Origin of the sequence: Streptomyces sp. NBC_00094, from assembly GCF_026343125.1 — a bacterium.
Taxonomy (GTDB): domain Bacteria; phylum Actinomycetota; class Actinomycetes; order Streptomycetales; family Streptomycetaceae; genus Streptomyces.
Genome location: NZ_JAPEMB010000001.1, coordinates 2,958,228 through 2,969,346 on the forward strand (window position 1 = coordinate 2,958,228; position 11,119 = coordinate 2,969,346).

11 protein-coding genes and 1 tRNA gene are annotated in these 11,119 nt (G+C 74.7%); 8 read left to right on the plus strand and 4 right to left on the minus strand.

All coding sequences use genetic code 11. The features are described 5' to 3' along the window. Positions 1-14: 14 nt before the first annotated feature. The gene (locus OG580_RS12685; protein ID WP_267043778.1) at positions 15-608 is read left to right on the plus strand and encodes a hypothetical protein; all 594 of its coding nucleotides are present in this window, start codon (positions 15-17) and stop codon (positions 606-608) included. 58 nt (positions 609-666) lie between these two features. Here OG580_RS12685 and OG580_RS12690 read toward each other — a convergent pair whose 3' ends face one another. Both OG580_RS12690 and OG580_RS12695 read right to left on the minus strand, forming a co-directional pair. Continuing rightward, the gene (locus OG580_RS12690) at positions 667-1,533 is read right to left on the minus strand and encodes a spermidine synthase (RefSeq protein WP_267043779.1); all 867 of its coding nucleotides are present in this window, start codon (positions 1,531-1,533) and stop codon (positions 667-669) included. 63 nt (positions 1,534-1,596) lie between these two features. Then, positions 1,597-2,040, minus strand: a complete 444-nt coding sequence (locus OG580_RS12695; RefSeq protein WP_267043780.1) for a hypothetical protein — start codon at positions 2,038-2,040, stop codon at positions 1,597-1,599. Positions 2,041-2,264: 224 nt separating this feature from the next. Here OG580_RS12695 and OG580_RS12700 point away from each other — a divergent pair, with 224 nt between their 5' ends. Then, positions 2,265-3,551 carry a tetratricopeptide repeat protein gene (locus OG580_RS12700; protein ID WP_267043781.1) on the plus strand — a complete coding sequence of 429 codons (1,287 nt, stop codon included), beginning with the start codon at positions 2,265-2,267 and terminating at the stop codon, positions 3,549-3,551. A gap of 25 nt (positions 3,552-3,576) precedes the next feature. Here OG580_RS12700 and OG580_RS12705 read toward each other — a convergent pair whose 3' ends face one another. After that, positions 3,577-4,170: a histidine phosphatase family protein gene (locus OG580_RS12705; protein WP_267043782.1), complete on the minus strand. Its 594-nt coding sequence runs from the start codon at positions 4,168-4,170 to the stop codon at positions 3,577-3,579. 123 nt (positions 4,171-4,293) lie between these two features. Here OG580_RS12705 and OG580_RS12710 point away from each other — a divergent pair, with 123 nt between their 5' ends. From OG580_RS12710 to OG580_RS12735, 6 genes are all read left to right on the plus strand, one after another. Then, a complete protein-coding gene (locus OG580_RS12710; RefSeq protein ID WP_267043783.1) occupies positions 4,294-5,475 on the plus strand; it encodes a hypothetical protein in 1,182 nt (393 codons plus the stop codon). Between the two features lie 49 nt (positions 5,476-5,524). Further along, entirely contained in the window at positions 5,525-7,114 is a 1,590-nt protein-coding gene (locus OG580_RS12715) for a hypothetical protein (protein ID WP_267043784.1), read from the plus strand. Then, positions 7,111-8,463, plus strand: a complete 1,353-nt coding sequence (locus tag OG580_RS12720; protein ID WP_267043785.1) for an AAA family ATPase — start codon at positions 7,111-7,113, stop codon at positions 8,461-8,463. Before OG580_RS12715 ends, OG580_RS12720 begins: the two co-directional genes overlap by 4 nt. 156 nt (positions 8,464-8,619) lie before the next feature. Beyond that, positions 8,620-8,976: a hypothetical protein gene (locus tag OG580_RS12725; protein ID WP_267043786.1), complete on the plus strand. Its 357-nt coding sequence runs from the start codon at positions 8,620-8,622 to the stop codon at positions 8,974-8,976. Between the two features lie 118 nt (positions 8,977-9,094). Continuing rightward, entirely contained in the window at positions 9,095-9,724 is a 630-nt protein-coding gene (locus OG580_RS12730; RefSeq protein ID WP_267043787.1) for a hypothetical protein, read from the plus strand. After that, positions 9,715-9,788 (plus strand) — tRNA-Lys (locus OG580_RS12735). The genes OG580_RS12730 and OG580_RS12735 overlap by 10 nt, the downstream gene beginning before the upstream one ends. A gap of 70 nt (positions 9,789-9,858) precedes the next feature. On the opposite strand, the gene OG580_RS12740 is transcribed toward OG580_RS12735, so the two are convergent. Beyond that, on the minus strand, positions 9,859-11,106 hold the full coding sequence (locus tag OG580_RS12740; RefSeq protein WP_267043788.1) for a M6 family metalloprotease domain-containing protein: 1,248 nt from the start codon (positions 11,104-11,106) through the stop codon (positions 9,859-9,861). Positions 11,107-11,119: the final 13 nt, after the last annotated feature.

Below are 11,119 nucleotides of genomic sequence, written 5' to 3' on the forward strand. Positions count from 1 at the left end.
TGCACTATGGCCCGGTGCGAAGAGGACTCGTTCACGCCCTGGCCTGGTCGCTCGCCACCGGCGCGGCAGTCACCCTGTCCTGGTGGGGAGTGCACTCGGTGCTGTCCGGGACGGTGTACGACCCTCCGCGGGCGCTGCCCCTCCCGGCCGGCACCACCGCGCTGCCGGTCACGTCCGGCAGCGATCCGCTGACGTCGTCGACGCGCCGGCCCGAGCCCCCCGCGACCTCGCGGCCGTCCCCGAAGTCCACGCCGCCCGAGGAGCGCACGACCGCGCCCTCCTCGACGGCCGCCGCGACCCCCTCCGACCGGCCGGATCCCACGACCGCGGCGCCCGCCACGACCACGGCCGCGCCCGCCACCGCTTCCGCCGCCCCCGTGTCGTCCGTGAAGAGCTACCCGGTCGACGGCGGCCGGGTCACCTTCGACCTCGGCGACACCTCGGCCGAGCTGGTCTCGGCGACGCCCGCCTCCGGCTGGCAGATGCAGGTGTGGAAGCAGCCGACCTGGATCCGGGTCACCTTCACCAAGGACGGCCGCGAGCTCTCGGTCTTCTGCCTGTGGCACGACAGCGCGCCCCGCGTGGAGATCGAGGACCGGCAGAGCTAGGCAGGCCAGGCGGTGTCCTGGCGAGCCCGGCCTGGTCGGCAAGAGCCCCCGGGAGACCTCAGCGGAAGACGGACGCGGGCGGTACGGGCGAGGGCTTGGCGCCGGCGTCGGTGACCGGGGCCGCCCCGCCGGCGAAGTCGGCGAGCTCCCGCCCGTGCTCGACCCGGCCCGGGTGCGGATCGGTGGCGACCCGGCGGGTCAGCTCGGCCACCGGCAGCTCACCGTCGGAGGCGAGCAGCACGGCGTTGCCGAAGCGGCGGCCGCGCAGCACCGTGGGGTCGGCGGTCAGCGCCAGTTCGGGGAAGACGGCGGCGGCCGTGGCGATCTGGCCGCGCAGATGGGTCAGGGGCGGGCCGTCGGCGAGGTTCGCCGCGTAGAAGCCGCCGGGCCGCAGGACCCGCCGCACCTCGCCGAGGAACTCGGTGCTGGTCAGATGGGCCGGGGTACGGGCTCCGCTGAAGACGTCGGCGATGACGAGGTCCGCCCAGCCGTCCTGCACCTTGGCGAGACCGGCCCGGGCGTCGGTGGAGCGGACCCGGATCCGGGCCCCGGCGTCGAGCGGCAGCTCACGGCGGACGAACTGGACCAGAGGTCCGTCGATCTCGACGATCTGCTGCGTGGAGCGGGGCCGGGTCGCGGCGACGTACCGGGCGAGGGTGAAGGCGCCGCCGCCGAGGTGCACGACCTGGAGCGGCCGGTTCGGCGGGGCGGCGAGGTCGGCGATGTGGCCGAGGCGCCGCTGGTACTCGAAGGAGAGGTGGGCCGGGTCGTCCAGGTCCACGTGGGACTGCGGGGCGCCGTCGATGAGCAGTGTCCAGGCGCGCGGGCGTTCCCGGTCGGGTATGAGTTCGGCGAGCCCGCCGTCGACGGTCTCGACGACGGAGGCGGCGGACGCCGCCCGGTCGCGCTGCTTGTTCCTGGCCACGGCCCCATTATCGGGGCACGCGTCACGGAACCGCCCTATGGGCCCGGGGGGGGGGGCGGGCGGTCAGTGGCAGCCGTCGGCCGCTTCGATCAGCCGGGCCGCCTCGCCGAGCGCCTCGCGCAGCACCACCGGGTCGGTGACGGGGTCGGTGTCCCCCGGCGGCAGCAGCCAGCCGGCGGGGCGGGGGGTGTCGCCCGCCGGTTCGGGGAGTTCCGGCAGCTCGGGGAGGCGGAAGCCGCGCCCCGAGGTCCGCGTACACGCGCTGCCCGGCATGTCCCAGGCGGCGGCGGTGCCCGGCGGCACCAGGAAGCCGAGGGTGTCGCAGGCCCCGTCGTGCACCACCGGGCCGACGGCCGGGGTGCTGCCGCGGCGCAGGATGTCGACGGCTTCGAGGCCCTGCCTGACCGGCACGGTCACCAGGTCCCAGGGCTCGGCGGGGGGCTGGGGGGTGCCGCCGTCCGGGGCGGGCGCGTGCCACGTGGCCGACTGCGAAACGATCTCCGACATGGGACCCCTCCTCGCTCCTGAGGAGACACGTTCCGTCTCTCCCTTACGGTTCAACGCCCGTGCGCGTCAACGGCTACGGCGGCATGCCGCTGCAAAGGATGGCAGTTCATGGCAGATCGCAGGCGAGATATCCGATTTGTAGCCAAACTCAGCGTACGCATCCAGTCACAGCAGGTACGTTCTTGCCGCCGGACCACCCGGCAGCACCAGGAGAGGGCTCGGCCATGGCGATGTCACGGGCAGTTCCCAATCTCGTCTTCCGCCGGCTTCGCGGACAGCTCTCACCGGCGGAGTTCGCCGCGGCTGTCCGCCGGGCGGCGCGGGAGATCGGCGAACAGGTCGCGTGCGACGCCCGCTATATCGGGCGCGTGGAGGCGGGCGAGATCCGCTGCCCCAACTACGCGTACGAGCGGGTCTTCCTGCACATGTTCCCCGGCCTCGGCCTCTCCGACCTGGGCTTCTCCGCGCGGGAGACGGTGCGCGGCCGGCGGCAGGCCGCCCCGGCCGGGGTACCGGTTCCCGCCGCCATCTCGACCCGGAACGATGAGGAGAGCGACGTGCTGCGTCGCGCATTCATGACGAGCGGCTCCGCCACCCTGGCGGCCGCCTCGCTGGGACTCGGCGGCCCCGCCGTCGCGATCCCGGCCCCCCGCGGCACCCACAGGATCGGCGAGGCCGAGGTCCGGGCCGTCGAGGAGGCCGTACGGCAGATCCGTCTGCTCGACGACCGGCACGGCGCCGACGGGCTCTACAAGGTCGCCGCACAGCCGCTCCGTACCGCGTACGCGCTGCTCGACACGGGGACCATGACCCGCCGCTCGACCGAGGACCGGCTGCACGCGGGCGCCGGCGAGCTGTCCCTCTCCGTGGGCTGGCTGGCCCACGACTCGGGCCGCCACGAGGACGCGCGCTCGCACTACGCCGAGGCCCTCGCCACCGCGCGGGTCTCGGGGAACGCGGCCCTGGAGGCGCACGCCTTCTGCAACACGTCGTTCCTGGCTCGGGACACCGGCAAGTACCGCGAGGCCGTCCGGGCGGCCCAGGCGGGGCTGCGGGCCGCGCAGCCGCTCGACTCGGCCCGGCTGCTCTCGCTGCTCTCGCTGCGGGAGGCCGGCGCGTGGGCGGGGCTCGGTGACCGGTCCGCCTGCGAGCAGGCCCTCGGCCGCGCCCACGGGCACTTCGACCGGGGGCCGTCCGACGGCGACCCCGAGTGGATGTCGTTCTTCGGCGAGCCGGAGCGTGAGGCCCTGGAGGCCCAGTGCTGGTCGGCCCTCGGCGACTGGGGCCGCGCAGCCCGCCACACCCACCGGGCCACGGTCCTGCAGAATCCGTACTTCGCCCGGAACCTCGCGCTCTACCGCGCCCACCTGGCCAAGGACCTGGCGCACGCCGGGCGTCCGGACGAGGCGGCGGCGGAGGCGAGGCGCGTCGTGGAGTCCCTCGACGGGATCGCCTCGGCCCGGATCCACGGGATGCTCGCCGAGACGAGCCGGGTCCTCGCCTCGTACTGACGGCGGGCCCGGTCCGGCGAGGGACCTACTCCAGGTGCCCGGTGTCGTTCCAGCGCTCGACCGCCGGGGCGCCGTACGCCCAGCCCAGGACCGAGAGGCTCGTCGGGTCGAGGCGGATACGGGAGGCGAAGGAGACGTCCTCGCCGAGCCAGCGCGCGCCGATCGAGCGCAGGATGTGGCCGTGGGCGAAGACCAGGACGTCACGGTCGGCCGAGCGGGCCCACTCCACGACCTCGTCGGCGCGGTCCGAGAGCTGTGCGAGCGACTCGCCCTCCGGGACGCCGTCACGCCAGATCAGCCAGCCGGGGCGGATCGCCTGGATCTGGGCCGGGGTCATTCCCTCGTACGCCCCGTAGTCCCACTCCATCAGCGCGTCCCAGGGCTCGGCCCGGTCGCCGAAGCCGGCGATCTCGCAGGTCTCGCTCGCGCGGACCAGCGGGCTGGTGCGCACCTCCATGCCGGGCAGCCCCTGCCAGGGTCCGCGGTGCAGCCGCTCACCGAGCAGCTTCGCGCCGCGCCGGCCCTCGTCGAGCAGCGGGATGTCGGTCCTGCCGGTGTGCCGGCCGAGAAGTGACCACTCGGTCTGGCCGTGCCGGGCGAGCAGGATGCGCGGTGCCATGGGAAGGACTCTCCAGGGGTTCACGGTGCGGGCGTGCCTCTCCCATCATCGCCCACGCGAATTCGGGGTGACGTCCGGGCGACCTCGGGACGGTTGTCAGTGGTGGATGCGAGACTTCCGCGGGTGAGCGCATCCCTGGACAGCGGTCTGCCGCGACCGTCGCAGACGACATCTCCGACGGGGGCCTCCCCTGCCCGAGCGAACCCGAGAGCGTGGGGAAAGCTCGCCGAACTGCGCGGACCGGGCGTCGCGGCGCGCACCCTGGACGCGCGGGCGCTCGCGGCGCTCGCCGCCAATCCGGGCTGCCGACGGCGCGCGCTGCTCGACGGCGCCGGGGTCGACAAGGGGGCGCTGGCCTCGAAGCTGGGCTCCCCCGCGCCGTTCGGGCAGTCGCAGTTCGCGATCATGCGGGGCAACTCCTTCGAGGCGAAGGTCAAGGCGGACGGCGGCCGTGAGCTGCTGCGCCTGCTCGGCGTCGAGGAGCCCGGCGCGGTCTCCGTGCCCGACCTGACGGCGGCCGGACCCCAGGGGCGGACGGCCCGCACGGCGCTCGCGCTGCGGGAGGCCACCGGGGCCGGGACGTGGACGCTGCTCGACCATCCGCTGCTCGCCCTGGAGGTGGCCGGCTCCCCGGTCCATCTGGAGCCGGACGCGGTGGTGGTCGACCCCGACGGGCGGTGGACGGTCGTCGAGATCAAGTCCTTCCCGATGATCGACGGCGCCGCCGACGCGTCGAAGGTGGGCGCCGCGGCCCGGCAGGCCGCCGTGTACGTGCTCGCGCTCGAACGGACCGCGGCGGTGACGGAGGGCGCGCGGGTCGCGCACTCGGTGCTCCTGGTCTGCCCGAAGGACTTCTCGAACGTGCCGACGGCCTCGGTCGTGGACGTCCGCAAGCAGCGGTCGGTCACCCGGCGGCAGCTGGCCCGGCTGACCCGGATCGACGAGATCGCGGACGCCCTGCCGGAGGGCACCACCTTCGACGTGGAGGGGTGCTCGACGGCGGAGCTGACGGAGGCCGTGGAGTCCGTGCCCCACGCGTACGCGCCGGAGTGCCTGGCCGCCTGTGAGCTGGCCTTCCACTGCCGGGCGCGCGCCCGGGACGCGGGCGCGGTGGAGACCCTGGGCCGTTCGGTACGGGGTGAGCTGGGCGGCCTCACGACGGTCGGCGCGGTCCTGGCGGCGGCGCGCGGCGAGGCCGGGGACCCGGAGGACCCGGCGGTGGTGGCCCTGCGCCGGGCGCGGGCGCTGCGCCAGGAGGCGCTGGCGGCGGCACCCGCGCGCCTCCCGCGGGAGGCGGCCGAGTGAACCCGCCGCCGACCTGGCTTCCGCGTGTCACGGCCGAGGAGGCCCCCGTATGTCGCTGATCTCCGCACTGGCCCGGATGGAGGCCGTCGAGTCGGGCCGCGCCCAGCCGCTGGCCACCGTCCGCCACCGGCGCGTGTCCGCGCGACCGCTCGTCCTCGTCCCACTGACGACCGCCGGCGAGGCGGGTGCGCCGCTCGGCGCGCTCGTCGGCACCGACCGCGAGGAGCCCCGGCTCCTGGTGGTGGCTCAGCCCCGGGACCGGGACCTGCGGTTCTCGTTCCTGGCCGACCTGGCCGAGGAGGTCCTGCCGTACGTCGACTCGTTCACGGACGTCGTCGAGGCGGCGGAGCGGAGCGAGGTCGATCCCGAGACCGGCAAGAAGGTGAAGGTCGAGGTCGAGCTGTGCGCGGACGCGCCGCAGCTGATCGTGCCGAGCCGGGCGGGCATCGAGTACGTACGGCTGATCGGGCGGTCGACGCGGTTCCGGCGGACGGCCGAGCAGGACCCGGAGACGCCGTTCCCGGCGCCGCCGCGCGTACCGCTGCTCGGGCGCTGGCTGACGCACTTCGGCGAGCGGGCGCGGGTGCCCGGTTCCTCGCTGCTGCTCGCCGCGACGGATCTGCTCAACCGGCACTGGGCGACGGGCCAGTCCTCCCTGGAGGACCAGCACCTGGGCGCGCTGCTCGCCTGGATCGACCCGTACGACGGGGAGCCCGGTCCGGCGGGGGCGCTGCGGGCCGAGGTGGAGCGGGACGCGCAGGGCCAGCTGCTCTGCCCGCCGGCCGGTCCGGCCACCGATCCGGCTTTCGACAACCGGCTCCTCGCGCCCGCGATCGAGCGGTACGACCGGGCACGGCAGGCGCTGGGCGCGGCCGAGGACGGCGAGGCGGCCGACAGGGGCCTGGGCGAGCTGCACCGGGCCGAGCGCGAGGTCCGGCGCCTCGTCGCCTCGCAGCTGAAGCCGACCTGGGACGGGATCTGGCAGGCGCTCGACCTGCTGCGGGAGCTGCCGGAGGGCGCGAGGGTCGAGGACCGCTGGACCCGCGACCGCTGGTCGTTCACCGGTCACCGGGACCGGATCACGGCCGGTGAGCCGCCGCAGCCACGCCGGGACGACGCCGTGACGGCGGCCTCGAAGCTCGCGGCCCGTGAGCAGGCGCAGGGCCAGCTGGAGGCGCACGAGGCGCTCGACGACCCGCTGGTCCTGGCGGGGCGGCGGCTCGCGGGCGAGGCGTTCGCGGCGGAGGTGGTCGAGGTGACGATGGCGTGGACGGAGTCGAAGCGGCCTTCGCCGCGCCCGCTCCTCACGGTCCGCACGGAGGACCGGCCGCACCTCGCGGAGAAGGCGAAGGTGTTCCGCTCGCTCGACGGGAAGCCGCAGGCGGCGGAGTTCGTGCGGTACGAGGAGGACGGTTCGATGGTCCTGCGGCTCCTGGACAGGATGGGGCGGTCGAAGGAGCCGGCGGAGGGTTCGGTGCCGGAGAAGGGCGAGCGGATCGCCTGGACGCTGTTCGAGCACGAGCAGCGGGTCGGACCGAAGCTGCCGGACCCGGACGACACGCCCTGGACGCACGGCGGTCCTCCGCGGACGGACGCCGTCGAACTGCCCGACGCCGTGACCCCCGAGGACGTGCTGTGACGACCCCTGAGCCTCGTTTCGATCCGTCCGCCGAGGCCGGCCGGGCGACGGACGGCATCCTCGCGGACACCCTGCACGGCACCTCCCGGGGTGTCGTCGTGGACTCGCCTCCGGGGGCCGGGAAGTCGACCCTGGTGGTCCGGGCCGCCCTCGAACTGGCTGCCGCCGGGCGTTCCCTGATGGTCGTCGCGCAGACGAACGCGCAGGTGGACGACCTGGTGCTGCGGCTCGCCGAGAAGGAGCCCGGCCTGGAGGTGGGCCGGCTGCACTCCAGCGACAGCGACCCGTACGACAAGGCGCTCGACGACCTGGCCAACGTACGGAAGTCGGCGAAGCCCGGGGAGCTGGCCGGGCTGCAGGTCGTCCTCTCCACCTCCGCCAAGTGGGCGCACGTGAAGAACGTCGAGCCGTGGGCGCACGCGATCGTCGACGAGGCGTACCAGATGCGTTCGGACGCGCTCCTCGCCGTGGCGGGTCTCTTCGAGCGGGCGCTGTTCGTGGGCGACCCCGGGCAGCTGGACCCGTTCTCGGTGGTGGGTGCGGAGCAGTGGGCGGGGCTCTCGTACGACCCGTCCGCCTCCGCGGTCTCCACCCTGCTCGCGCACAATCCGGAGCTGCCGCAGCACCGGCTGCCGGTGTCGTGGCGGCTGCCGGCCTCGGCGGCGCCGCTGGTCTCGGACGCCTTCTACCCGTACACGCCGTTCCGCAGCGGCACCGGGCCCGGGGACCGGAAGCTCTCCTTCGGGGTGGCATCGGACGGCTCGGGTCCCGACCGGGTCCTCGACGAGGCGGCGGAGTCGGGCTGGGGGCTGCTCGAACTGCCGGCCCGCACCACCCCGCGCACCGACCCGGAGGCGGTCGGCGCGGTCGCCCTGCTCGTACGCCGTCTGCTGGACCGGGGCGGGGCGGCGGTCTCGGAGCGGTCCGAGCGGCCGGTGCCCCTGACGCCCGACCGGGTCGCGGTCGGCACCGCGCACCGCGACCAGGCGGCGGCGGTCCGGGCGGCGCTCGCGGGTCTCGGCGTGACGGGCGTGACGGTGGACACCGCGAACCGGCTCCAGGGACGCGAGTACGACGTGACGGTCGTCCTCCATCCGCTGTCGGGGCGCCCGGACGCGACCGCCTTCCACCTGGAGACGGGCCGCCTGTGCGTGCTGGCCTCCCGGCACCGGCACGCCTGCGTCGTGGTCTGCCGCGCGGGCGTCGCGGAGCTCCTCGACGAGCACCCGTCGACGGAGCCGGTGCGGCTCGGCGCGGCCGTGTCGTTCCCCGACGGCTGGGAGGCGAACCACGCGGTCCTCTCCCACCTGGCGGAACACCGGGTGGCCTGGGACCCGGGCGCGGCCTGAGCCGGGGACGGCCGGTCAGGGGGGCCTCCGGTCCCAAACCGGGGCTCGGGGGCTGAGCGGGGGCGCTCGGTGGGAGCCTCACGCTCTTGCGCGGCACGGGACAATGGAAAGCGGCCCGGGATTCCGGGCCGTGCCTGTGCGAGGAGGAGAAGAACGATGGCGGAACCCGCGGAGCGGAGTGGGCAGCGACGGCTTCGGCCGGCACCGCTGGTCTTCGAGCCTGCCGAGGCGACCGCCGATCCGGAGCACTTCTTCGACCTGGAGTCGATAGAGGACCCGCGCGAGCTGCTGACCCGGGCGACGGAGCTGACGCTGGCGTTCCGCGCGGCGACGGACCGCGCGACGGAGTTCCAGGCGATCGCGGCGGCGCAGCTGGCGGACCCGCGGCGGTTCGACCGGCTGACGGCGGCGGATGTCGCCGAGCGGGCGGAGTGGACCGAGGACTACGCCGTGAAGATGATCGAGTTCGGTCGCGGTCTGATCCGGTCGAACGGTCGTCCGCCGGAGGAGTAGGGGCTCCGGTGCGTCCCGTGGCATATGCGGGGCGCACGATACTCCCCGCCGACCCCTCCTGTCCGGGATTCCGGCAACCCTCGGAAATCGCGTGGTGACGGCCGGTAGATCTGGTCGTATGACGACCTGGCTGCGCGACGAGACCCCGCACGACATCTTCCGGTTCCTGCGGGAGGGTGACGAGGGGCGGCACCAGACCGCCCACGTGACCGCTGACGGGGCCGCCTGGCTCGCCACCGCCGCCGGGGGCCGCCCGGGGGCCGCCCTCACGCGCTGGGAGGCCGCCCCGGCCTCGCCGGCGGCGCTCCCGTGCGGGACGGTCTTCGACGTCGTCAACGTGGACCCGGTCTTCGGGCGCCGGATGCTGGACCGGCTGTGGGAGGAGGGTCCGGGCTCCGGTCCCGTCGCCGTCCACCGGGGCCGGATGATGCTGTTCGCCGCGCCCGGGACGGCCCAGCGGTTACCGGCCCTGCTCGACTGGGAGGAGTGGGGCGAGGCCGTCCCCCGGCCGCTCTGTCACGGGGTCGGGGACGCGGTGACCGTGCCGCCGCTCACCCCGGCCGACTCCGCCGGGCCCCGCTGGCTGGTGGCCCCCGACACGCGGCACCCCTGGCTGCCCGGCCCCGAGGTCATGCTCTGGGCCTGCGTCCGGGCCGTCCGGGCGGCCTCCACGGCCGACGTGCGGGTATCGATTTTTCCTCCCGCCGATCCGGGTGCTAATGTCTACGACGTCAGCAGGCGCCGCTAGCTCAGTTGGTTAGAGCAGCTGACTCTTAATCAGCGGGTCCGGGGTTCGAGTCCCTGGCGGCGCACAGACGGAAGAAGCCCCTCGCGGAAGCGGGGGGCTTCTTCGTGTCCGGGGCCGAGAGGCCGTTCCCGGCGTCAGTCGACGACGGGCGGGCTGATCTTCACCGTCCAGCCGCCCGTCTCGGTGCGGTCCGCGACCTCGACCCGTACGCCCGTCCCGGGAACGGTGAAGGTCTCGCCCTCCCCCAGTGGCGCGTCCGCGAGCGGCGGGTAGACGGAGCGGTCCTCGCACGCCTGGGTGTCCGGGTGGGCGTCGACGACCTGGACCGGGCCGTCGCCCGAGGCCGCGCCGTTGCGCACCCGGTAGAGGAGCACGCCCTGGGTGCAGGTCTCGGCGTCGTTGCCGGTCGCACCCCGGGCCTCGATCGCCAGGACGCTGTCCGGGCCGGTCCTGACGACGGCCAGCCGCGTGCCGAGAGCACCGCTCTCCGTCGGCGGTGCGTCGGTCGGCTCCAGGCTGACCAGCTGAGCGGGGCCCTGGACGCAGGTCACCTGGGCACGGGAGAGCCAGCCGAGCTTCCACTTGTGCCAGCCGAAGAGGTCCGGCGCGAGCCCGAACTGACTGCCCATGACGTCCCAGTCACCCACATGGGTGTCCCAGTCGCCCTTGCCGTCGGCGGGGCGGTGGTAGAGGTCGGGCAGGTCGAAGACGTGGCCGGTCTCGTGGGCGAGGACGTTGCGGTCGGGCGGGTGCCGCTCGAAGACGGTGACGACCCGCTTGATCTCGGTGCCGTCGGCCTCCAGCGGGTGTTCGAGGTTGACCACCTTGGTCGCGTCGGAGTCCACGCCGGGCGCGTCCGGGTCGGCGACCAGATAGACGATGTCGTACAGCGAGAAGTCGACCCTCGCGTCGACGGCGGCGATCGCGTCGCGCAGGTAGGCCGCGCGCTTCCCGGAGTCCCAGTCCCGCTGTATGTCGTACGCGCCCGACTCCCGCGGCATCGGGGTCCAGTCGGACCGGGCGTGCGGGCGCAGCTCGAAGCGCCCGTAGGAGGCCCGGTCGAAGTACTCACTGGTGGCCGGGAAGTGGTCGGCGGCGAGTTCGGCGGGGGTGGTGAGCGGTTCGGAGTCCGGGAAGGACAGGAAGATCATGACCGCGTCGAGGGCGCGGGTGGGGCGCGGGTAGGAGCCGTTCCAGGCGTCGAGGCCGAGCGAGTGATGGGCTCCGGTACGGGGCAGGGTGCAGGGACTCGCCGAGGGCGCGCCGACGGCGGGGCCCGCGACGAGCCCGGTGGCGGCGAGCGCCGCGAACGCGGTGAAGGCCGCCGCGCCGGTGCGCAGGCGTGGGCGTTCCACTCCCCCGGGTGGCTGCTGACCCCTCACGTGGACCTCCGGA

What these genes read in the sequence shown, in the direction of transcription:
- OG580_RS12695 (WP_267043780.1), bottom strand. Translation starts at nt 2,040, where the DNA reads ATGTCGGAGATCGTTTCGCAGTCGGCCACGTGGCACGCGCCCGCCCCG.
- OG580_RS12700 (WP_267043781.1), top strand. Translation starts at nt 2,265, where the DNA reads ATGGCGATGTCACGGGCAGTTCCCAATCTCGTCTTCCGCCGGCTTCGC.
- OG580_RS12705 (WP_267043782.1), bottom strand. Translation starts at nt 4,170, where the DNA reads ATGGCACCGCGCATCCTGCTCGCCCGGCACGGCCAGACCGAGTGGTCA.
- OG580_RS12715 (WP_267043784.1), top strand. Translation starts at nt 5,525, where the DNA reads ATGTCGCTGATCTCCGCACTGGCCCGGATGGAGGCCGTCGAGTCGGGC.
- OG580_RS12725 (WP_267043786.1), top strand. Translation starts at nt 8,620, where the DNA reads ATGGCGGAACCCGCGGAGCGGAGTGGGCAGCGACGGCTTCGGCCGGCA.
- OG580_RS12730 (WP_267043787.1), top strand. Translation starts at nt 9,095, where the DNA reads ATGACGACCTGGCTGCGCGACGAGACCCCGCACGACATCTTCCGGTTC.